The organism is Rossellomorea vietnamensis, assembly GCF_001305855.1.
Taxonomy (GTDB): Bacteria; Bacillota; Bacilli; order Bacillales; family Bacillaceae_B; genus Rossellomorea; species Rossellomorea vietnamensis_A.
In genome coordinates this window covers 53,643-75,321 of sequence record NZ_LIXZ01000005.1, presented here as the reverse complement: position 1 = coordinate 75,321, position 21,679 = coordinate 53,643, and the positions used below count along the sequence as shown (strand labels likewise).

The window sequence follows — 21,679 nt, the reverse complement described above, 5'->3', positions numbered from 1 at the left end:
AACCTTAAACCACTACTTATCATTTTTCTGAATTCTACGTGTAGAGAATACGTTGGCACTGCGAAGGTATTCAACGTCTTTGACATTACTTCGATGATTGATCACGCGTGCCAAAGCAAAGAAGTAGTCTGATAACCGATTGATATATTGTAACGTCACAACAGGAAAGTCTTCGTCTGTCTTTGAAAGGGAAACCATGCATCTCTCTGCCCTTCTCGCAACGGTCCTTGCAATATGAATACTCGCAGAAGCCTTTGCACCGCCCGGGAGTATGAATTTTTCAAGAGGCGGGGCTTCTCTGACAAAACCGTCTATTTTGTCTTCCAAAGCATGGACGGAATCCAATTGAAGCTTGCTCCTTCTCTTATTTGATACATTGGATAAATCCCCCCCACAGTCGAAAAGTTCATGCTGAATAGTGGCTAAGTCCTTTACGATATCGTCAAAACGCTCATGATTTAATTCACAAATAGCCTGTCCAACGAAACAATTCACTTCATCCAGTGTCCCGTATGCCTCGACCCGGATATCGTCTTTATCGACCCTTCCCCCGATTAAACTGGTCTGACCTTTGTCACCGGTTCTTGTATAAAGTTGCATTATTAATTCCTCCCTTACCCTTTTATTGATGTAGCCATACCGTACCAGACAAGCCATACATTATGCGACCTTTCGGCAAGGTCCTGATAAACCCACCCAGTCACATCTCTCCATTCCCTCGAAATTCGATCGACGGGTACAATTCCTTTCCCTATCTCTGACCCGATCCAGATCACTTTGCGTTCTGGATGTTCTTCTTCCCACTTCTTCAACTCCTCTATCCGGTGGAAGAATTCTTCCCTAATATCACCATCCCCGCGTTGAAGGGCAAATCGAACGGCATACTCAAGGCCCTCCAACACGAGGACGGGCTTGGAAGGATGGACTTCTTCCAAACCTTCTGTAAATAACCGGACCCACTCTGTGTCGCTTCTCTTCAAACGAAAATGCTTTCTTACCCATTTCCCCTTCCCATTAAAGGAACCGCCCGTAATGAAGTACAATTCTGATCTCTCCAATCTTCTTCTGTTTTCCAAGCCAATTCATACCCTGCTCCATGTGCAACCTTCCATTCCCAAAAGGATTGATGCTCACTCATGGGTGACAGGGAGGTTAACAGATACCGAATGACTCCACCATGGGTTATGACTGAATACCGGTTTCCATTAAATGATTCTACGTGTGCCTTGATTTGCTCCCAGGCAACTTCTACTCGTTTGATAAATTGATTCATCCCTTCTCCTCCAGGAGGTGAGATGGAGGGATCGGTTAACCAATACTGATACTCTTCATTTTCCTTCAAATCCTCGTAGGTCAATCCTTCCCACTTTCCAAAATGTAATTCTCTTAACAGAGGAGATGAAATGATAGAGGCATCAGAAAACAAAAAATGTGAGGTTTCCAAACATCGGATTAGGTCGCTTGAAAAACATCCCTCATATGGTTCGAAGGATTGCTTATTCCGTATAAGGATTTCTATCCCTCTCGGTGATAAGCCCGGATTTGACCATCCGATGTATTTCCCCCCCTCATTTTCATCTGTTAAGCCATGTCGAATAAAAGCAATAGCCATATAGTCATCCATAGAATTGACTCAATCCCTTCTACACTTGCTCCGATTGTGTCACCAGACATGCCTCCAAACCACTTTTTGCTCTTCAAGTAAACAAACAGGACAAATCCGATCGTTACAACAGTGAAGATAGCATAAATAAAATGACCATTCAGGAAGACACCTGCCACCATAATCAATATGAAAGAGGCAAGCATCCACCAAATGTCGTTCAATTTCATATACTTACTGAAGCTATACCCCATACCGGCTTTTTGGGCCGGGGGGATAAGAATGAGACTCGCTCCCATGACAATACGGCTGAATATGGGAATCAACATCAGAATTAAACAAATCGTAGCAGTATCAGAATAGTGGACGGATTCATAGATGAACAAAAAACGGGAGGAGAGTAATATCACAAGAGATAGAACACCAAATGCACCGATACGGGGATCTTTCATGATTTCTAGACGCTTCTGTAGATCTCGATAAGAAAAGTAGGCGTCGCTTGCATCCATATAACCGTCCAAATGAATACCACCGGTCAGCAGAATGGGCATCACCCAAATATAAAATGATAATGCCAATGGGCTCATGGGTGTATAGGATTCCAGTAATACATAGCCACTTGTTAGAAGCGTTCCGATACATAAACCGAATAATGGAAATGTGCGGACCATCCATCTCATTTCCTCTTTTCCAAGTGAGAATTCTTTTCGCACTGGAAGTATCGTGAAAAATTGTATATTAAGGAGAAAACTTTTTACAAATCTCATCGCATTCGGATTCCCTTCTTCATAACCGGGATTCCAACCGACATGTCGATTGCAATAAATGATTCCTTCACCAATCTTTCATGTAATCTTCCGAGCATCCTCTGAAATTGCAGTATTTCTTCTGGTTTCGATGGTAGGTCATAAAACAATTCATTACTTACAACGAGTAATGCTTTTACTTTTTCTTTTAACTGTAGGATAGATTCATAGATACTGTCCTCGACATACCTTCCCCCCTCCATATCCCCATTGAACCCTTCATTTGTCAGAAGAGTCGTGAGACAATCTAATAAAACAATCGCATTAGAAGGTATAGAGTCAAGGATGCCCCCGATAGCGGATGGCCTTTCAATCGTCTTCCAATTTTCAGCTGAATGCTCTCGATCCAGTCGGTGTTTCAAAATCCTTTTTTCCATTTCACGGTCCGTATTCACTCCACACGCAAGATAGATCAAAACCTCATTCGATGTTCTTAGGTCCGATGCAAGATTTTCTGCATAGGAACTTTTACCGCTTCTAACTCCTCCGGTTATGAAGAAGAGTTTTCCCATGACAGACTTCTCCTTCCATACTATGGAAAGCTTATTAACCTTCCTCTATTTTACCTATATAACGTTGGATAGCTTTCTTTGTTACTTCATAGACTCCTCGGCCAATCAACTTACCTATTGGAGTGATCGGTCCAGCAAATGGTTCAAGCTCCCCTTTTTGACTGGAAGCAATCAGAATGCTGTCAGTAGGCGTTCCAGTCGCAATATTTCCGTTCCTTTTGTCCCTTACATCCATATCATTCAGAGCTTTCACCTTTGCCTCCGTGGATGTGACGAGGGCTTCGATATAGGCCTCATCAGATAAATTCCCATTAATGAAAACCCAGGTATTGATCGTACCCGGTTTAGAATCAATGTCATATTGAAAGCTCGTTGATACATCCATGGCATTTCCAACGCCGGCGGTCACGACGACGAAAACCGACTTCCCCTCCATCTCAAAACGCTCACATATCATGTTAGTCAAATCCAAAGCAGTCATCATGCCGACAGATAAAGACGGATCCAATTCTTTCGTAATGAGATACTCATGCATATCTTTTTTGTAATCCCGGCAGTCATAATCCACGGGTACGCGACGATTCATAAAATGAGAGTACCAACCAATTCCTGCTCCTATAATGCCTGACGACATACATTTCAATGGGAAGGGTGCAGAAAAAAGGATGCATTCTTCGGTCAATGTCATATACCTTTCATCTAAAATCAGGTTTTCAGTGACGGTTCCTTCGGGCACGATCACCATTTGAGGTTTGGCCACCAATGGGTGAGCATGCTTCTGAACCTTTGTATGATATACTTCTTCGATATGTTCTTCTTTCAGCACTTCCTCCGGGTGGTGGAGAAGCTTCGTTGTGCCCTGGTCTAACAGCAGCAAACGATCACAGTATAGGCTAGCTAAATTCAAATCGTGAAAAATGGCGACAACCGTTAATTCCCCCTGGTCTGTTTGACTTTTAATCAAATCCAATAGTGACTTCTGGTAGGAAAGATCAAGATGATTGGTGGGTTCATCCAGAAGTAAGATTTGAGGTTCCTGGGCAAGAGCCTGCGCCAGGAACACCCGTTGGCGCTCACCGCCTGACAGTTCATGCAGGGAGCGGTTCTGGAATGCAGAAATGCCCGTCTGATCCATCACTTTGTCGACGATTTCAACATCCCGGTCAGTCGTACCTTTAAAGAAACCTCTCTGGTGAGCATATCTGCCAAGCATCACGGTTTCCCTCACTCTATATGAAAATGTTTCAGTTGATATCTGGGGTAGTACCGCGACATGCGTAGCCAATTCTTTCGAAGAAAAGTGGTGAAGTGGCTTTCCCTTTAATGTAATGACTCCATTCATTAAAGGAAGGAGACCTGTCATCGCTTTCAGTAACGTCGTCTTACCACTCCCATTTGGACCAAGTATCCCAAAGAACTCTCCCTTGTCTATATGAAAATTCATGTCTTCCACGATCTTTTGATCGCCGTAACCTACTGAAACCCCGTTTACATCGATCATGTTGAAAGACCCCTTTTCTTTAGAAGAATATAAGCAAACATCGGTGCACCGATCAAGGCGGTAATCACTCCAATCGGAAGTTCAGTCGGAGCGATGATCGTTCTGGAAACCAGGTCGGCGAGAACGAGGAACCCACCGCCTACAAGGATTGATAGGGGAAGTAGATGCTTGTGATCATGTCCGATCATTCTTCGCAGAAAATGAGGAATCACAAGGCCGACAAATCCGATCGTTCCGGACACGGCCACTGCTGCCCCCGTCAGGATGCTTCCGGCAATCAAAATGATCAGCTTCCTTTTTTGAACGGAGATACCGATATGACGGGCTTGTTCTTCACCGAAGCTCATCCCGTTCAATTCCTTGCTGTTTAGGATGAGCAACACCACTCCGATGAGGAAGAACGGCAAGATGATTGCAACGTAATCCCATCCCCTCATAGAGACACTCCCAAGGAGCCAGCCGATGATCTGCCTTAGTTCCTCACCTGTGAGTGCAATCATCAATGAAATCACCGAGCCCAGAAACGAGCTGAAGATGATTCCCGTCAATATTATCGTTTCGACCTTCATAGTCCTTTCAACCTTTTGTGCGAACCATAAAACGAGAAATACGGTGATGATTGAACAAATAATACTGAAAAAGGGAAGCGTGAACTTCCCGGTGAACGGAATACTCCAATGAAAAAACAATGTGATGACTGCCCCGACCGAGGCTCCTGAAGACACCCCCAGCGTATATGGATCAGCCAGTGGGTTACGTAATAGCCCTTGGAAAGAAGCCCCTGCAATAGCCAAGGAGCTGCCGACTAACAGAGCCAACAACACTCTGGGCAGCCGGATGGAATATACGATGTTCGCAAACATGGGATCGACAGTATCAGGCAATCGGAACCCGAACCACTTCGAACCGACGATGTATATGATATCCATCGGTGGAATCGATATCGTACCGATTGAAATGCCTGCAAGCATTGCTGTAAGTATAAATAGCCCTGCCAATCCGTATGTAATCCCTATTTTATTCTGCAAATACCTCTGGATAGATCGACTTTGCAATTTCCTCTACTCCTTCAACCAATCTTGGACCGGTCCGAGTGACTAAATCTGAATGGACATCTTGAACATCTCCATTTTCAACTGCCGTCACATCTTCCCAACCTTTTCTCCCCATTATCTGTTCTTTCGGATTTTCACTGTAATAACCATATGTAGTGATGATCACATCAGGGTTAGACGAGATGACCGCTTCCTGGTTCACCTGTACCCAGCCTTCTTGCTCGCTCATGACGTTTTCAGCATTGACCATAGAAAGCATTTGATCAATGAACGTGTTCTTACCTGTTGAATAAATGTCAGGAGAAGGTGAGACTTCCACATAGACCTTTTTCTTTTGAGTTACTTCACTCGCTTTTTCCTGAATGGAATTCAAATCCGATTTCATTTCAGAAACTACGGAATCTGCCTGATCTTTCTTGCCGACAAGTGTACCGATGTCCTCGATGGTGTTATATACTTCTTCAAAGCTTTTAGCGTCGTGAACGATGAATACGTTCACCCCTGCATCTTTCAGTTGATTCAAACCTTCTTCTGCAGACTTAGCAGTGGATTCATGGGCCAGGACCAGGTCGGGCTTCAAGCCGACGATTTTCTCTACGTTAAACTCCATTCCACCGATCTTCTCTTTATCGGCGGCTTCTTTCGGAAAGTTATCAAAGTCTGATACCCCGACGATTTCCTTATTTAGTCCAAGCTCGAATAAAATCTCCGTATTACTCGGAATCAACGAAACGATATGTTTAGGTTGTTCTTCCAGGGTGACTTTATTATCGAGTGCGTCATTCAATGATAAAGGATACCCGGATACATCCTGTTGAACTTCTGCTGTTTCTTTTTTCTTCGTTTGATCCCCGTCATTCGTTCCGCATGCTGTCAGGAATCCGATGGCTACTAACAATGCAAGTATGGCCTTTACTGTGTGTTTCATTTCCTTATTCCCCCTGTAGATTAACATTGTGACAGAAAAAAAAGCATCTCCAGTGGACTAGAGATGCTGTGTAAGATGCATATATAGGAATTTAATCCGCCAACCATGCATATTACACCTTTCTATCCGCGTAGAGTTGGTGCGCTTAAAATCAGGCAGGTCTCCTGGCTCATGGTCATAGTTTGCTGACACCTTCCCGTACTTTATTGCACAGTGGTAAATTTTTCAGCTCACTACCATTTACAGTGGCGGGACCGCGTTGGATTTACACCAACTTCCCTATTAAGAAGCTAAGAAGAATCATATCTTACGCTTCACCTGATCTCGTAACTTATGAATTTGTTCCGTTCAAAAGAATTATACACAAATTCAATTGGTTAGGAAATGAATTTTTATGAAATTGTTGAAAATTGTAGAATTGGCTAATGTTAAAAATAACAACACATCTGCTGCAGACAAGATATTTTGATTGTTCCTTTGCTGCTTTCATGGTAGAATCTGTTCAAGCTATCGCTTTACTGCTTTAGAGGAGTACATATGGTACAGGAGGTTTGCTAAATGAATGATAGAGAAGTCGCTACCTTTGCAGGCGGGTGTTTTTGGTGCATGGTAAAGCCGTTTGATGAGCTGCCAGGGATCATTGATGTCGTATCGGGATATTCGGGCGGTCACCTTGAAAACCCAGCCTATGAGGATATTAAAGCCGGTGACAGCGGGCATTATGAAGTGGTTCAAATCACCTTTGATCCCGCTCTGTTTCCTTATGAAAGATTATTGGAGTTATACTGGCCCCAGATCGACCCGACTGATGACGGTGGTCAATTCCACGATCGCGGCGACCAGTATCGAACCGCTATCTTCTATCACAATGAACACCAGAAACAATTAGCTGAGGTATCAAAAACCACGATAGAAGAAAGCGGGCGATTCAAGAAGCCGATCGTCACCAAAATCCTTCCTGCCTCAACCTTTTATCCGGCAGAAGATTATCATCAAAAGTTCTACAAAACGAATCCGGAGGAATATAAACAAGATCGCGCAAAGTCTGGGCGCGATGAATTCATAGATGGTCATTGGAAAAACAAATAGTAGCATAAAAAAAACTCCTTTCGCAAAACTAATGGCTAGAAAGGAGTTTTTTTGAGTTAGAACCGATATTTTCATAATAATTGGCATTGGATTTCATTCCTTGGCGTATCACGGTTAAATATTATGGCTAGAATGGCGATACAACACAATTTGTCTAAGAAGGTGAAAACATATGTATATCTGGATTGCCGCATTTAGCCTAACCATTTTCCTTTTCACGAGAATTCCGACCGTGAAGAATTCCGTTCATCTTCGGAATAGTTATCTGGTCAAGAAATGTTCCATCATCATTCCTGCTAGAAATGAAGAAAAGACGATCGGTAGATTGCTATCCAGTATCCAGATGCAGTTCATACAACCATTGGAAGTGATTGTAGTGAATGATGCATCAACAGATCAAACGAAGACTATAGCCAAAAACGCGGGAGCAAATGTAATTGATGCACCCCCATTGCCAAGTGGCTGGAACGGAAAATCATGGGCATGCTGGCATGGAGCGAAAGCAGCCAGAGGAGAATTCCTGTTGTTTGTGGATAGTGATACCTGGTTCGAGCAAGCAGGTCTGCTCAAGATATGCGAAACGTATAATGTTCAACAATGTCAAGGAGTTTTAACCATTCATCCGTATCATAAAATGGAATCCTTTTATGAAACATTCTCCATGCTGTTTCATTTAATTGTGTTTGCTTCCACCAGTATCACTCACCTCTTTTCGTGGTTGTGCAAGCCTTCAGGCGGTTTCGGGCAACTATTACTATGTTCACGGACCGTTTATGAACGGGTTGGGGGTCATGAAGCCATTAAAGGGGAAATGGTGGAACATTTTGCCTTGAGTCAATGGGCGAAGAAATGCGGAGAATCGGTGGAAGCGGCAAGTGGCAGGGATGCCATTTCCATGAGGATGTATGGGGAAGGAATCGGTGATTTATTCCACGGGTGGTCAAAAAGCTTCGCTTCAGGAGCTAAGTCGACAAACATCCTGCTCTTGGGGATTTCTTCTTTATGGGTTGCTTCACTTATTACGCTGGTCATCCATACACCGGAAATGATTTGGAGACATCCCTATTTATTCATAATCCAATACTTCCTCTTAGGGAGTTATCTCTACTTCTTAGTGAGAAGGATCGGTCATTTCAACCTGTTTGAAACATTATTATTTCCAGTTCACATCGTATTTTTCCTAGTGACCTATCTTCATTCATTTTTGAATACCTTTTTCCGAAAAAGGACCATTTGGAAAGATCGTTACGTATATATAGAGAAAGGAAAGGATGAAAAGATGAAATGATCCTCTCTTTAAGTATTTTTGCACGGGTAGGTGTGCACGTGATCACCACATTTTCAGGAATGCTACAAATCATACATACTTTTTATGAATATGTACATTTTAAAAATAAGAACCGAGGAAGTCCTCCACAATGATAAGCCACGTTAATCCCTTGATTTGCTCGGTTCCCCCCTTATTCCTTCACTTCTTCCATAAATAAGAACGGCTCGTTTGTATCGAACTTCCCTGAAATTTTTCGAATGGGAATATCTTTTCCCCTGACCCAATCTTGAAAGTCCACCGCCAACCCATCGGAGTTTTCTCCAAATCCGATCAAGCATCGCAGTGATTCACATTGAAAGACACATGTATGAATCGTTCCTGCCCAAGCATCATATGCTTTCTTGAAAATCGGTCTGTCTCCCTGGTTAAACAGGTTGAATGCCCTCTTCATGGTTAATTCCTTTTCCTGCCCTGAACGTAATATATCCAGCCTCTTTTGAGAGTCTTTTAAATAATGCCGGTTATCCTTTTTCATATGATTCATCTGAAAATGGTTGGTACAACTTAAAGTTGAATGGTGATACACCCCTATACCCCTCGGGGAAGCTTCTACTACAGCAGCTTTGCCGCTTTGGTCGTATAAAGAATAGTTAAAACTGTGTCGGTGAGGCAGTCTCCGCAACACTTCGATGGCCTCGTCTGTATTTTTGCATGTGTCGAGAAGGATGCGGGCGATTGTTGTACAAATGAACCCTTCTCCAGGCTTTATTCGATTTACGAAATGAAAACCCACTGCCAATCCTCTTTCGTTCAACCCGTCAATACGTCCGATTCCCCTTCCAGAAAATCCGATGGACGCATATCCACCAGCCGGCTTCACAAGTAGGAGCCTGCCTTCATACGTTTTCGGGTGATAATCATAATTCCTCACATAAATACCATCCTTCGCCAAAGACGAACAACCTGAAGTCACCCACTCCTGTTGAAAGCCCGAATATTCATGTATTGTATCATCCAGTGACCACTGTAAACCATGTGATAGTCCATTTAATTCATCCCATAATCCGGGAGCGAAATATCGGAGTAGTCTCTCGACTTCATCTCTCTTTACATTGTAATCCCTCAATGACTTCTTTCGTCTCTTTTGATGATGGGAATAGAGTGGCGACTGCCGAAGTTCCTCCCCGAAGCGGACACCAATCTCATAATAAGTCCCTCTGGACTGCAATACGTCCGCAACAACCTCTTTCATTGACTCACGCCCTTTCTGCGAATAACAAAAGAATTTCGAATAATAACTACTTCTTTTTCTCCTTCTTATGCTACACTGGATTCATCAAACACTAGGAGGAAATATCATGCAAAAAACATTCAAAACACTATCACTATTTCAAGAAGGAGTGAACGTTCTGAATTAACGAAACGACGCTCCTTCTTCCGACGAATATATTAAATTCAGGAAGCAGGAGACAAATTATGATGAAACAAACACTTGCAGCCCATAATATCCGGGTGCTATTTTGGATTTCTTTTTTTGGTACAATCAGTTTTCTTCAACCCGTATTAACGTTATTCTATTTCGAAAGAGGGTTAACCTCTTCTGATATTTTAATTGTGCTCATGTTCTGGAGCGGTGCCGTATTAATCGGGGAGGTTCCGACTGGAATATTTGCAGATCGGTTTGGTGCAAAATATTCTTTTCTATTCGGTTCTTTACTTAAGTTCCTTAGTATCACACTGCTTTTATTCGCTTATGAGCCTTGGATGTTCTTCTTATACAGCTTCATCAATGGATTTAGTGTAACCTTTTTTTCCGGAGCCGATGAAGCGTTGATCTATGATTCACTCAAAGAGTCAAATGAAGAAAATCGCATGGATCATGCCATGGGAAAGATTCAATCAGCTTCGTTTATCAGCATGCTGATAGCCGTCCTTTTCGGTTCTTATTTGGCAAAGGATCTGGTGGACAGTCAATTCACTCTGCTTATCTTACTGGGTTTAGTCTTTCACTTAATAGAACTCTTCTTAATCCTTTGGGTCAAACAGCCGTCTGTTGACTCATTTCAGAAAGAAAATCCTTTTTCCCAAATAAAGAGTGGTATCCGTGTAATACGCCAGGCACCACAGTTATTGATGATGTTTCTAAACGTAACATTGGTGTTCATACCGGCTGGTGCCGTTTACCAATATTTCGATCAACCGCTTTTACAGGATGCAAGCGTACCTGTCTACTTGATCGGGGTCTTTTATGCCGTTTCTGCCATTCTCGGCTATATTGCATCGAATTCAATCGGTTGGATGACAGCACGCTATTCCAGGGTCATGCTCATGAATATTTCTGGTTTATCAGCGGCAGCGGGATTACTCATATCAGGCTTGTTCGGGTCATCTATATGGATGGTATTAGGTTCATTTTTCTTATTAAGACTTGTACGGGCAATCCGTTACCCCATTTATTCACAATTAAGCAATGACTTAATTCCGTCCGGGATCAGGGCGACGACCATCTCCTTGCTTTCCATTGTGGATTCAGGCTTGGACCTTGTTGTGTTCGGAGTGCTTTCCACGGTTGCTTTGAATGGTTATTCACATGTACTCATTGGATGTGCCTTAATCGCTTTTGTCGGAACACTTTTACCGATTAGACCGGTCAAAACAAAAAAGGAAAGTCATAGGGTCAATCAAAGTGGATCGTACTGAACATAGAAGAGAGTGCTGACATTTGTCAGCACTCTTCTTCATGTTGAGATCATTCATTTCTTTAGATACGTCCAGCCTTCTTCCTGGTACACCAGATTATCTTTCATCAGTTTTCCAAGAGCCCGTTTAAAGGATGCTTTACTCATATTGAAGCGATCTTTGATTTCTTCGGGCTGACTCTTATCCCAGAATGGTATTGCCCCGTTCCGAACTGCCAGATATTCAAGGATGACTTCAGCATCATCCTGCATTTTATCCTGCTTCAATGGTAAGAATGAAACATTTAAGTTTCCGTCATCCTTCACGTCGATGACTCTGCCTTCAACGAGTTCGCCGAGCCTTGGCTCCGCTTTACGCTCATTCATGTGAACGAAGCAGCGATATCCTTGTTCAGATAAGAAGAAGGTTCCTACTCTCAGTAGTCGATACACCCGCCCCTGCACTTTGGCATTCATCATTTCAGAGGAAGCTCTTCTTGATACCTGTTCAATGATATTTTCAGTGGCCAATCTTCCGTATAAACGGTCTTGCTTATCACGGTTTAAGGTAAGGAACAGTTGATCGCCAGGGTTCGGCCAAAGCTCCTGAAATTTCGGAAGATCATCTGATGAGACCAAAATATCCTTAGGCAACCCAATATTCACAAATACGCCTAAATCTTCCCTCTTATCCACTACTTCTGCCCAACCGTATGCACCGACTTGCACCTTAGGGATTCGCATGGTCGCTGTCAAGCGTACATCCTTATCATGATAAAGAAATACTTTCACTGTATCTCCCTCTTGGATTTCTTCTGTTATTTCAGAGTGATGCAGAAGTACACGATCGATATCATTCGTTAGAAAGAAACCGTATGGCACTTCATGATCAACGTATAAATCCTCTACTGTACCTGGTTTTAAAGAAGACATTATATTTATTCCTCCAATATTCATTCACGTATTAACTTACGTTTTCTCTACTCATTGTTTGTATTCACTAAATATAGCTTTTTTCAGGAATGATGTATAGGGCGTATGCTATTTTTAATAATAAATCATCAATTTAGAAAATAGTGAATTCACGAACTTTTACCGGTTCCATTGACCGGATGATAGTCAGTTGTTATGATTCTCCTAATTCAATTATAACAAACATATATGCACCTTGTATAAGTTCAAGAATATGGCTTGAACGTTTCTACCAGCTACCTTAAATGGCTTGTCTACAAGATAAAGTAAGACCAATGGAATTATTTTATCCTGTAGATGCACTCTGGTTGATTCAGTCACCGGAGTTTTTTTATTTTTATCTACACGGAGGGTTAAGTATGAAAACATTCTTTCAATTTGCTGAAAGAGGCACAAATTATAGAAGAGAAACGTTAGCAGGTGTCACGACTTTCCTATCGATGGCTTATATTCTTGTGGTGAACCCCATCATCCTGAGTCAGGCCGGAATGGATAAAGGGGCATTATTTACAGCCACCGCTCTGTCAGCGATTGTTGGCTCCCTGTTAATCGGTCTACTGGCAAACTTTCCGATTGGGATCGCCCCCAGCATGGGTCTCAACTCGTTCTTTACCTTTTCAGTATGTATCGGAATGGGAGTGGACTGGGAAATCGCCCTGACAGGAGTATTTATTGCAGGCATCATCTTTATGATTTTAAGTGTCATGAAAATTCGTGAAAAAATCATCAATGTCATCCCGCAGGATTTAAAATTTGCCATTGCCGGCGGCATCGGTTTCTTTGTGGCATTCATTGGTTTTAAAAACGCGGGACTCGTCGTTGCCAACCCTGAAACATTCGTTTCCATCGGGAACCTTTCTTCGCCCCCGACACTGCTTGCTGTGTTTGGTTTTATCATTACCCTGATGATGTTAGTAAAGGGAATTAAAGGCGGGATCTTCTATGGGATGGTTGCTACGACCATCATCGGGATGGTCACGGGGCAAATCTCCGTGCCTCATTCCATTATTGGAAGTGTACCAAGTCTCGAGCCGACATTCGGAGTGGTATTCAACCATTTAGGTGATATTTTCACTATTGAAATCATGGCGGTCATCTTTACCTTTCTGTTTGTGGCTTTCTTTGATACAGCTGGTGCATTGATTGCCGTTGCCAGTCAAGCAGGGATCATGAAGGATAATCAAATCCCGAACGCAGGCCGTGCTCTCCTTGCCGACTCCGCTTCAGGTGTGGCAGGAGCGATATTTGGAACTTCTACGACAGCATCTTTCGTGGAATCTTCAGCCGGCGTTGCCGTCGGGGGAAGAACCGGATTCACTTCTGTCGTGATTGCCATTTGTTTCTCGATCGCTTTGTTCTTTTCACCCATCTTATCGGTAATCACTCCAGAGGTGACTGCCCCTGCACTTATCATCGTTGGTGCATTGATGGCAACGGAAGTCAGGCATATCAATTGGAATCGACTTGAAATCGTCATCCCTTCCTTTGTCACTATTATTATGATGCCTTTAACCTTCAGTGTTGCAACAGGCATCGCATTAGGTTTCATTCTTTATCCATTTGCGATGATTTCCTTGAAAAAATGGAAAGAAGTTCATCCAATCATGTACATCCTTTGTGGATTATTCATCATTTACTTTGCATTTTCTTAAAAAACGAAGAGGTGATTCCGTTTGGACGGGATCACCTCTTTTGTTATTTATGGAAGTTTCTTACCGCTTCGTCTGAAGGAAGGAAGAATGTCATCATTCCGAGTAGTGGAAGGAAGCTGCATAGGATCATGACGAATCGGATGGTGTAAAGATCGGCCAATCCTCCAAAGATGACTGCCCCGACAGCACCCATGCCGAATGCCAAGCCAACGGTCAAACCGGATACCATCCCGATTTTACTCGGCAACAGCTCCTGTGCATACACTACAATTACACTAAAACTTGACGATAAAATAAATCCAATGCAAAAAATAAACGGAATGACAATGGAGAGCGGTAAATAAGGTAATGCAAGTGTCAAAGGTGCAGCACCGAGCATCGAAAAGAAGATGATATTTCTCTTACCAAAACGATCGGCAAGCGGCCCCCCCAGGAAGGTTCCCATGACTCCTGCAAACATAAAGACAAATATGTATGCCTGCGCTTTTTTAATGGTTAGTCCGTAGTCTTCAATCAAATAAAACTGGTAATAATTTGATAATCCTGCACTGTACCATGACCTTGCAAACACGAGGAATACAACAAATACCATCGCCCACTTAATTTTCGGGTTAATACGTGTTTTTCTTCCTCCTTCACTCTTTTTACTCATGCTCTTTTCATTGAAGCGTATCTGATCTGAATACCAATTAGATACCCGGAACAAGACAACGACTCCAATAATGGCCACAATGGTAAACCATAAGGCCCCTATTTGACCAAAAGGGACAAAGACAAATGCAGTAATCAGGGGAGCAAGCGCCTGGCCGGTATTTCCACCGACCTGATAAATCGACTGTGCCAGTCCCCTTCGATTTCCGGCAGCCATATAAGCCACTCTGGAACCTTCAGGATGGAAAATGGCGGAACCGAATCCGATAAATAATACGGAAACGATGATCCATATGAAATGACCGGACAGGGCAAAACCAATCAACCCTGCTAAGCTGGACAACATCCCCAATGGAAGTAAGTAAGGCTTTGAACGTATATCGGCATAAATTCCGAAGACCGGCTGTAATAAAGAAGACGTCATATTGAGCGAGAAGGCAATCCAGCCGATTTGCATGTAACTCAGCTCCAATGACTTCTCAATGATCGGGAACATAGCCGGTACGACAGCCTGGAGTGTATCATTAATAAAATGACCCGAACTAATGGCTAATAGAATTCCATATATCGTAGGGTTCACAGCCGTTTTTGATGCTGTTTGGGCCACGTCCATACCTCCCTTCAATTTATTTCGTCACTCTAAATAGTATACTGAATAATTCGAACATTTCCTATGGGTAAATAAAAAAAGCCGAAACGGAGTTCGACTTTTTTCAGAAGCATTAACCTCGGTTCGGGAATACTCGTTTCACCATATCGGATATTTCTTCACCAAATCCTTGAATCGGTTTTCCATTTCTGGCTTTATCGGCATACCCTCTCATACGGTCTACAAAATCAGGATTTGTTGATACGTACACATTGTTTATACTGCCATTTTCTTTTTTCACTTGATCTGAGATTTTCTTTTCCAATTCCTTTGAAACGTTCCCATTCTTATGGTCTTCTAATACAGCAGCAACGTAGGCATTTTGATCAGTCGTCAATACATAAGCACTTTTCACTTCTTTAAGTTCTGCCACTTTCCCCGCTTCTCTGTCAGCAAGCGAGTAATTCTCTCTCATCGTGCCATCATTCACATAATCCCGGTTCGCCTGATCATTCTTATAGTTCACTCTCTCCAGGTTACGGTTGTTCATCTGCTGTCCTTCTTCATTCATGTTCTTGCTTGTTCCGCAGCCGGCAGCAGTGATCATGAACATGAATCCAATCGTTGAAATCAAAAGATATTTTTTCATTTCTTTACCTCCTAAAATTTATTCAATCTTACTTTCCCCAGTGCTCCCTGGATCTATTCAAGGGAACGGTTAATGTTTAATCCCTTACTCAATTAGGGAAAACTCGATATGAAAACGAAACAAAGGAGGTTGGATCATTGTTGCAGGCAGCTTTATGGGGAGGAGTAGCCAGTCTCTCCCTCTTGATCGGGGCAATAATGGCGATATTTCTTCATATACCAAAGAAAGTAGTAGCATACATCATGGCATTGGGTACAGGACTGATCATCGGATCTGCCACATTTGATCTCTTAAGTGAAGCGGAAGGAAAAGCGGATTTGATGTATCTCATTTCTATGTTCCTTCTTGGTGCCCTCCTCTTTACTTTATTTGAAATATTCATTTCAAATAAAGGCGGAAGCGAGAGAAAACGATCGAAGAAGAACCCCCATGGTCATTCAGGGATTGCCATTTATGTCGGTACCATCATGGATGCCATACCCGAATCCATCATAATCGGGGTCAGCTTTATTGAAAGTCAATCCATGCAATGGGTATTCATACTTGCTATTTTCATCAGTAATTTGCCTGAATCCTTATCAAGCAGCATAGGGTTAAAGCTTGATCGGTACAGTACGAAGAAAATCCTTTTCCTGTGGGGAAGTGTTGTCATTCTTTCTTCACTCAGTTCATTATTTGGGTACGTTTTACTTCAGGATGCCCCTGAAAGCACTTCTTACATAATCGGAGCATTCGGTGCTGGCGGGCTGCTCGCGATGGCCTCTTCTACGATGTTGCCGGAAGCGTTTGAGGAAGGCGGACCAATTGTCGGTTTCCTTTCTTCCCTGGGAATCATTCTTTCCTTTGTTTTGACACATATGTCCTAGAGTTTCCTAAGAATACATCAGATAAAAAAACGCACTCAAGTTTAAGCTAGAGTGCGTTTTTTAAATTACTCCTCATGTTCGATGGTCAAGCCTTCTACAAACCGTTTTCCCATGAGTTTATTCTTTTTACGATTTTCTTTGCTGCTGAAGATTATATCGAAATCATAATCATCTGGATACAGCTCCCGGGCAGATACATATAAACGAAGCCGTTTATGACTCACAGATTTCTTTTCCCCTTTGATCTGTAGGGTGTAATTCCCTGTACCATCAGGACCTTCATATACAATTCCAAATTCTCCTTCTGGAGAGATCTTGACGTTATCTCCTTTCGTAAAGGAGGTGATGTTTCTGTTTTCATTCTGGATTTTTCCGTGATTCCTTTTTTTATGTTTGTTTACGATAATCTGCTTCTCCATTTCTTTTTTCACACCGTAGTCGATCTCTCCTAGACTATATGTTTTCTTCGTCTTATAGGTGATTTCATGTGCTTTTTCAATAATCTCCGGGTGCATCCCAAGCTTCAACGCTATAGAGAATGCCTGACTGTCACCACCTTGACCGACAATCAGTTTATATGTTGGCTGCAAGGTGTCGATGTTAAATTCCATACTGCCATTCATAAAGCCTTCATGCTCTTCTGCAAAATGTTTGATTTCGCTATAGTGAGTAGTGGCAATAAGCGTGGCACCCTTTTCATATAATGTATTCAGGATAGCTGTGGCAAGACCCATCCCCTCCATAGGATCTGTACCTGAGCCAAGTTCATCCAATAGAACAAGGGACCGATCATTTGTATCCTTTAATATATCGATGATATTTTTTATATGGGAACTGAATGTACTCAAGTTTTGTTGAAGACTCTGTCCATCCCCGATGTCCAGAAGGATTTGTTGATACAAACTTATTTCACTGCCCTCTGCTGCGGGAATATGCAACCCACATTGGGTCATGAGGGTAAGAAGCCCAACCGTCTTTATGGTTACGGTTTTCCCCCCGGTATTAGGGCCGGTGATGACCAATGCATGAAATCCTTCCCCCATCTTGATCGACAGTGGGACTGCGTGTTTCCCGAGCAGAGGATGAACGGCATTGATCAAGTGAATCCTCTGTTCTTCATTTACAACAGCTTCCACTCCATCATGGGCGCGACTATATTTTGCTTTGGCAAACAATACATCATAATGGACCATCGTTTCAACCGCGAGTGTTAATTGTGGCTCGTATGTTTGCACCATTCCAGTCAATGACCATAGAATATTTTCAACTTCATGATCTTCTTCGAGTCTTAAAGTGAGGAGCTGATCCTGTTGTTTGCTTAATTCCTCCGGCTCGATATACAGGGTTGAACCCGATGCTGAAGAATCCAAAACGGCACCTTTCATTTTCCCCCTGAATTCTTTCTTGATCGGAATGACATATCGCCCGTTTCGTTGACTCACGATCGCTTCTTGAAAGTATGATTTGTATTTAGCCGATTTAACAATCGATTGTATCTTGTCCTTTAACCGTTCTTCCTGGATTCCTGATTGCTTTCGTATCCTTAACAATTCTTTACTCGCATAATCGTCGACTCTGCCGTTTCTAATGCATCGGTTGATTTCCTCACTGAGATCGGGGATATCTTCAATTGAATAAACATAGGAAGAAACTCTCGGCGCCAGCCATTGTTTATCTTCCATATATTTTTTCAGCTTTTTACATGCATCGAGAAAATAATATAAACTTGTGAGCTGATCCGGCCTGAGGGGCATCCCTTTATTCAGATTTGCCATGATGCTTTCCACCCCGTCTAAAGCGTGAATCGGTACACTGGCACTTTTCTTTAAGATGTGGACAGCTTCCGTTACCTCTTCCAGGCGCATTTCAATTTGACGGATATTTGTCGACGGACGTAAGTTCATTAATTCCTTTTTCCCTTCTTCCGTAAGGGCAAACCCCATTAGTTCTTCTTTCACTAAGTTAAATTCAAGTGTTTGAAACGTTTTTTCATTCATTCCATTTTCCTCCGAATATACAAAAATAGACCACAACGAACAATGTCCATCGTGGTCTTCCTTCACTCGTATACAATCCTCCCCATCATTTTAGCGCACGTGTAAACGCAAACAGCCTCCCAATCAACTATGTGAAAAGAAGTCCTAACTTGCGGGATTGTGCACAAAAAAGAGCTGTGCACAAAGACACAGCTCTCCTGATTAAAGGTTGAGTATGCTATGACCATTGTTCTTAACTGCATTTTGAAGGCATAGCTAAATAAGCTGATTCAATCGCCTGAATTAAAATGGCCACTGCCTGCAAAATGTCCGTATTCATTTCACGGTTAGTTAAGAACGACACCTAACATATAACATACTCCCTTTGTATACACTATTTAAATTCAAGATTAGTTTACGATGGATTCCATCTATTGTCAATAGGTTACTGTAATGAACGTTTATATTGAAATCTTTTCCACTGAAAGCGAATGAAACATCCTATGCAGAATCCTGCAAGGGCGACTGATGCAGCCACAAAGACCATTCCTGAGAAGAGATAAAACCCTGTATCCCATCCTGCCAGGGAACTTATGATGGCGCCACCTAAACAGCTCACTGCAATGATATTGTTGAAGCGTTGCTGCTCAGCATCTTCTGGCGGATATGAGGAAGGTTCTTTCTTTAAGAAAAACTTCCCTGCCTTCATGACGGGATTATATTTAAAAAGTAGAGCTGACATTCCGACTAAGAACGGGAGCAGTAAGAGAAATTCTATTTGGAACAACCATGAAATGGCAACAGTTGATACGATGAACCATTGATTCAGCTGAACCAATGGTCTTGGTATTGAATTTGCTGGGGCTGAACTCATATTAATTCATACCTTTCTGATTGGAATTAGTGTAATTATAGTGTATGGGATAGAGATGAAAAAATCAAAAGAAAAAACCGAAACCTTCTGCCCATTTTTGGCCGGTTTCGGCTTCTTGTATATATAATAGAAAAGAGTCTGCTCGTTTCTGTCATTTCTTGAACGCATATTTTTTTGTAACCCCCGAGGTGGCCAAAATCGACCCATACATAAAAAAAGCCTGCTCCCATATGCTCCCTTTTTCTTTCACTCAAATCCTCTTTACTTATGTAAATACCCCGTAAAATTATCACTGTTCCTCCTAACACTCTATCTTTTTAGCATACTTGCGTGTTATAATCTTTTAGATTGAGTATTAGGAGGTTTTTCACATATGATTCAGGTATCAGATGTAAGCTTACGTTTTGGAGATAGAAAGTTATTCGAAGACGTGAATATAAAGTTTAACCCAGGGAATTGCTACGGACTCATCGGAGCAAACGGTGCTGGTAAATCAACATTTTTAAAGATTCTTTCAGGGGAAATCGAAGCGCAGACCGGCCACGTATCCATGGGATCGGGCGAGCGACTTGCTGTCTTAAAGCAGGATCACTTCGAATATGAAGAGTATGAAGTACTGAAAGTTGTCATTATGGGGCATACCCGTTTATATGAAGTCATGCAGGAAAAAGACGCTATCTATATGAAAGAAGATTTTTCTGATGAAGACGGTATGAGAGCAGCAGAATTAGAAGGTGAATTCGCCGAGCTTAACGGTTGGGAAGCTGAATCGGAAGCCGCTATCCTACTTAAAGGATTAGGAATCAACGAAGACCTTCACACAAAACAAATGTCTGAACTGACAGGTGGAGAAAAAGTTAAAGTACTATTGGCACAAGCACTATTCGGCAAGCCGGATGTCCTTTTACTCGATGAGCCTACCAACCACTTGGACATCCAGGCGATTCAGTGGTTAGAAGACTTCTTGATCAATTTCGAGAACACAGTCATCGTTGTATCACATGACCGTCACTTCTTAAATAAAGTATGTACACATATTGCCGATCTTGACTTTGGAAAAATCCAAGTTTATGTCGGGAACTATGATTTCTGGTATGAGTCCAGTCAATTAGCACTGAAAATGGCTCAGGATCAGAATAAGAAGAAGGAAGAAAAGATCAAAGAGCTTCAGGCATTCGTTGCCCGATTTAGTGCAAATGCATCTAAATCGAAACAAGCCACTTCCCGTAAAAAATCGTTGGAGAAAATTTCATTGGATGACATCAAGCCAAGCTCACGTCGTTATCCATATGTACAATTCAAGCCGGAGCGTGAAATCGGTAACGATGTTCTGCGTGTTGAAGGACTGACAAAAACGGTTGATGGAGTAAAGGTCTTAAACAATGTTTCCTTTATCCTGAATAAAGAAGACAAGATCGCACTTGTCGGAGCAAACGAAATTGCCAAGACCACTCTTTTCAAAATCCTTGCAGGGGAAATGGAGCCTGATAGCGGAACATTCAAGTGGGGCGTTACGACCTCCCAGGCATACTTCCCGAATGAAAACTCAAAGTACTTTGAAGGAAATGAACCTTCCCTTGTGGAATGGTTACGCCAGTACTCACCGGAAGATGAGAGTGAAACATTCCTTCGCGGATTCTTGGGTCGCATGCTTTTCTCTGGGGAAGAAGTATTGAAGAAACCGAGTGTCCTTTCCGGAGGGGAAAAAGTTCGCTGTATGTTATCGAAGATGATGCTTAGCGGGTCAAACGTTCTTCTACTTGATGAACCTACCAACCACTTGGACTTGGAATCCATCACGGCATTAAATAACGGATTGATCAACTTCAAAGGGGCGATGATTTTCGCAACCCATGACCATCAGTTCATTCAAACAATCGCGAACCGCATTATCGAAATCACCGAAGATGGTGTCATCGATAAGGAAACAACCTACGATGAATTCCTTGAAATGAAGGCTGCCATGAAGGCGTAACGAGATATAAATTAAAAGCAGAGGCCGAGAAAT

At 42.3% G+C, this 21,679-nt stretch carries 20 protein-coding genes and 2 riboswitches; of the genes, 6 read left to right on the top strand and 14 right to left on the bottom strand.

The features are described from left to right. Positions 1 to 12 precede the first annotated feature (12 nt). Genes AM506_RS07790 through AM506_RS07755 form a run of 8 tightly spaced genes read right to left on the bottom strand, consistent with a single transcriptional unit; the run spans position 13 to position 6,405 of the window. Positions 13 to 600, bottom strand: a complete 588-nt coding sequence (locus AM506_RS07790) for a cob(I)yrinic acid a,c-diamide adenosyltransferase (RefSeq protein ID WP_060671936.1) — start codon at positions 598 to 600, stop codon at positions 13 to 15. 14 nt (positions 601 to 614) lie between these two features. After that, entirely contained in the window at positions 615 to 1,043 is a 429-nt protein-coding gene (locus tag AM506_RS07785) for a bifunctional adenosylcobinamide kinase/adenosylcobinamide-phosphate guanylyltransferase (protein ID WP_160316861.1), read from the bottom strand. Continuing rightward, entirely contained in the window at positions 995 to 1,612 is a 618-nt protein-coding gene (locus tag AM506_RS07780; protein ID WP_060671934.1) for a histidine phosphatase family protein, read from the bottom strand. Before AM506_RS07780 ends, AM506_RS07785 begins: the two co-directional genes overlap by 49 nt. Continuing rightward, positions 1,582 to 2,370 carry an adenosylcobinamide-GDP ribazoletransferase gene (gene cobS / locus AM506_RS07775; RefSeq protein WP_060671933.1) on the bottom strand — a complete coding sequence of 263 codons (789 nt, stop codon included), beginning with the start codon at positions 2,368 to 2,370 and terminating at the stop codon, positions 1,582 to 1,584. Before cobS ends, AM506_RS07780 begins: the two co-directional genes overlap by 31 nt. Beyond that, on the bottom strand, positions 2,367 to 2,921 hold the full coding sequence (locus AM506_RS07770) for a bifunctional adenosylcobinamide kinase/adenosylcobinamide-phosphate guanylyltransferase (protein ID WP_060671932.1): 555 nt from the start codon (positions 2,919 to 2,921) through the stop codon (positions 2,367 to 2,369). The genes cobS and AM506_RS07770 overlap by 4 nt, the downstream gene beginning before the upstream one ends. A gap of 34 nt (positions 2,922 to 2,955) precedes the next feature. Continuing rightward, positions 2,956 to 4,422, bottom strand: a complete 1,467-nt coding sequence (locus tag AM506_RS07765; RefSeq protein WP_060671931.1) for an adenosylcobinamide amidohydrolase — start codon at positions 4,420 to 4,422, stop codon at positions 2,956 to 2,958. After that, positions 4,419 to 5,477 (bottom strand): FecCD family ABC transporter permease, encoded by a 1,059-nt coding sequence (locus AM506_RS07760; protein ID WP_060671930.1) that lies wholly within the window; start codon positions 5,475 to 5,477, stop codon positions 4,419 to 4,421. The genes AM506_RS07765 and AM506_RS07760 overlap by 4 nt, the downstream gene beginning before the upstream one ends. Continuing rightward, positions 5,440 to 6,405, bottom strand: coding sequence for an ABC transporter substrate-binding protein (locus AM506_RS07755; protein WP_060671929.1), 966 nt, complete (start codon positions 6,403 to 6,405; stop codon positions 5,440 to 5,442). The genes AM506_RS07760 and AM506_RS07755 overlap by 38 nt, the downstream gene beginning before the upstream one ends. 137 nt (positions 6,406 to 6,542) lie before the next feature. Beyond that, a riboswitch (cobalamin riboswitch) is annotated at positions 6,543 to 6,742 on the bottom strand. A gap of 221 nt (positions 6,743 to 6,963) precedes the next feature. Between AM506_RS07755 and msrA the strand changes: the two genes are divergently transcribed. Continuing rightward, positions 6,964 to 7,494 carry a peptide-methionine (S)-S-oxide reductase MsrA gene (gene msrA, locus AM506_RS07750; protein ID WP_060671928.1) on the top strand — a complete coding sequence of 177 codons (531 nt, stop codon included), beginning with the start codon at positions 6,964 to 6,966 and terminating at the stop codon, positions 7,492 to 7,494. A gap of 172 nt (positions 7,495 to 7,666) precedes the next feature. Continuing rightward, a complete protein-coding gene (locus AM506_RS07745) occupies positions 7,667 to 8,782 on the top strand; it encodes a glycosyltransferase (RefSeq protein ID WP_060671927.1) in 1,116 nt (371 codons plus the stop codon). Positions 8,783 to 8,954: 172 nt separating this feature from the next. Here the strand turns inward: AM506_RS07745 and AM506_RS07740 are convergent, their stop codons facing one another. Continuing rightward, positions 8,955 to 10,016, bottom strand: a complete 1,062-nt coding sequence (locus AM506_RS07740) for a C45 family autoproteolytic acyltransferase/hydolase (protein WP_060671926.1) — start codon at positions 10,014 to 10,016, stop codon at positions 8,955 to 8,957. Between the two features lie 224 nt (positions 10,017 to 10,240). Here AM506_RS07740 and AM506_RS07735 point away from each other — a divergent pair, with 224 nt between their 5' ends. Beyond that, on the top strand, positions 10,241 to 11,464 hold the full coding sequence (locus tag AM506_RS07735) for an MFS transporter (RefSeq protein WP_200908427.1): 1,224 nt from the start codon (positions 10,241 to 10,243) through the stop codon (positions 11,462 to 11,464). A 53-nt stretch (positions 11,465 to 11,517) separates the two neighbouring features. On the opposite strand, the gene AM506_RS07730 is transcribed toward AM506_RS07735, so the two are convergent. Next, entirely contained in the window at positions 11,518 to 12,375 is an 858-nt protein-coding gene (locus AM506_RS07730; protein ID WP_060671925.1) for a CvfB family protein, read from the bottom strand. 215 nt (positions 12,376 to 12,590) lie between these two features. Further along, positions 12,591 to 12,691: riboswitch (purine riboswitch) on the top strand. An 82-nt stretch (positions 12,692 to 12,773) separates the two neighbouring features. Here AM506_RS07730 and AM506_RS07725 point away from each other — a divergent pair. Next, positions 12,774 to 14,066 carry an NCS2 family permease gene (locus AM506_RS07725; protein WP_060672153.1) on the top strand — a complete coding sequence of 431 codons (1,293 nt, stop codon included), beginning with the start codon at positions 12,774 to 12,776 and terminating at the stop codon, positions 14,064 to 14,066. Positions 14,067 to 14,109: 43 nt separating this feature from the next. On the opposite strand, the gene AM506_RS07720 is transcribed toward AM506_RS07725, so the two are convergent. Both AM506_RS07720 and AM506_RS07715 read right to left on the bottom strand, forming a co-directional pair. Next, positions 14,110 to 15,330 carry an MFS transporter gene (locus AM506_RS07720; protein WP_060671924.1) on the bottom strand — a complete coding sequence of 407 codons (1,221 nt, stop codon included), beginning with the start codon at positions 15,328 to 15,330 and terminating at the stop codon, positions 14,110 to 14,112. Positions 15,331 to 15,439: 109 nt separating this feature from the next. Beyond that, complete coding sequence (locus tag AM506_RS07715; RefSeq protein ID WP_060671923.1) at positions 15,440 to 15,955, bottom strand: YhcN/YlaJ family sporulation lipoprotein; 516 nt, start codon at positions 15,953 to 15,955, stop codon at positions 15,440 to 15,442. Positions 15,956 to 16,092: 137 nt separating this feature from the next. Here AM506_RS07715 and AM506_RS07710 point away from each other — a divergent pair, with 137 nt between their 5' ends. Continuing rightward, a complete protein-coding gene (locus AM506_RS07710; RefSeq protein ID WP_060671922.1) occupies positions 16,093 to 16,821 on the top strand; it encodes a ZIP family metal transporter in 729 nt (242 codons plus the stop codon). Between the two features lie 65 nt (positions 16,822 to 16,886). On the opposite strand, the gene AM506_RS07705 is transcribed toward AM506_RS07710, so the two are convergent. Beyond that, on the bottom strand, positions 16,887 to 18,818 hold the full coding sequence (locus AM506_RS07705) for an endonuclease MutS2 (protein WP_060671921.1): 1,932 nt from the start codon (positions 18,816 to 18,818) through the stop codon (positions 16,887 to 16,889). A 424-nt stretch (positions 18,819 to 19,242) separates the two neighbouring features. After that, entirely contained in the window at positions 19,243 to 19,671 is a 429-nt protein-coding gene (locus AM506_RS07700; protein WP_060671920.1) for a DUF4395 domain-containing protein, read from the bottom strand. A 373-nt stretch (positions 19,672 to 20,044) separates the two neighbouring features. Here AM506_RS07700 and AM506_RS07695 point away from each other — a divergent pair, with 373 nt between their 5' ends. Beyond that, entirely contained in the window at positions 20,045 to 21,646 is a 1,602-nt protein-coding gene (locus AM506_RS07695; RefSeq protein ID WP_060671919.1) for an ABC-F family ATP-binding cassette domain-containing protein, read from the top strand. Positions 21,647 to 21,679 lie beyond the last annotated feature (33 nt).

Excerpts from the sequence above, each read along its gene's own strand:
- AM506_RS07790 (WP_060671936.1), bottom strand. The coding sequence starts at position 600 with ATGCAACTTTATACAAGAACCGGTGACAAAGGTCAGACCAGTTTAATC.
- AM506_RS07780 (WP_060671934.1), bottom strand. The coding sequence starts at position 1,612 with ATGGCTATTGCTTTTATTCGACATGGCTTAACAGATGAAAATGAGGGG.
- cobS (WP_060671933.1), bottom strand. The coding sequence starts at position 2,370 with ATGAGATTTGTAAAAAGTTTTCTCCTTAATATACAATTTTTCACGATA.
- AM506_RS07770 (WP_060671932.1), bottom strand. The coding sequence starts at position 2,921 with ATGGGAAAACTCTTCTTCATAACCGGAGGAGTTAGAAGCGGTAAAAGT.
- AM506_RS07765 (WP_060671931.1), bottom strand. The coding sequence starts at position 4,422 with ATGATCGATGTAAACGGGGTTTCAGTAGGTTACGGCGATCAAAAGATC.
- AM506_RS07755 (WP_060671929.1), bottom strand. The coding sequence starts at position 6,405 with ATGAAACACACAGTAAAGGCCATACTTGCATTGTTAGTAGCCATCGGA.
- msrA (WP_060671928.1), top strand. The coding sequence starts at position 6,964 with ATGAATGATAGAGAAGTCGCTACCTTTGCAGGCGGGTGTTTTTGGTGC.
- AM506_RS07745 (WP_060671927.1), top strand. The coding sequence starts at position 7,667 with ATGTATATCTGGATTGCCGCATTTAGCCTAACCATTTTCCTTTTCACG.
- AM506_RS07740 (WP_060671926.1), bottom strand. The coding sequence starts at position 10,016 with ATGAAAGAGGTTGTTGCGGACGTATTGCAGTCCAGAGGGACTTATTAT.
- AM506_RS07735 (WP_200908427.1), top strand. The coding sequence starts at position 10,241 with ATGATGAAACAAACACTTGCAGCCCATAATATCCGGGTGCTATTTTGG.
- AM506_RS07730 (WP_060671925.1), bottom strand. The coding sequence starts at position 12,375 with ATGTCTTCTTTAAAACCAGGTACAGTAGAGGATTTATACGTTGATCAT.
- AM506_RS07725 (WP_060672153.1), top strand. The coding sequence starts at position 12,774 with ATGAAAACATTCTTTCAATTTGCTGAAAGAGGCACAAATTATAGAAGA.
- AM506_RS07720 (WP_060671924.1), bottom strand. The coding sequence starts at position 15,330 with ATGGACGTGGCCCAAACAGCATCAAAAACGGCTGTGAACCCTACGATA.
- AM506_RS07715 (WP_060671923.1), bottom strand. The coding sequence starts at position 15,955 with ATGAAAAAATATCTTTTGATTTCAACGATTGGATTCATGTTCATGATC.
- AM506_RS07705 (WP_060671921.1), bottom strand. The coding sequence starts at position 18,818 with ATGAATGAAAAAACGTTTCAAACACTTGAATTTAACTTAGTGAAAGAA.
- AM506_RS07700 (WP_060671920.1), bottom strand. The coding sequence starts at position 19,671 with ATGAGTTCAGCCCCAGCAAATTCAATACCAAGACCATTGGTTCAGCTG.
- AM506_RS07695 (WP_060671919.1), top strand. The coding sequence starts at position 20,045 with ATGATTCAGGTATCAGATGTAAGCTTACGTTTTGGAGATAGAAAGTTA.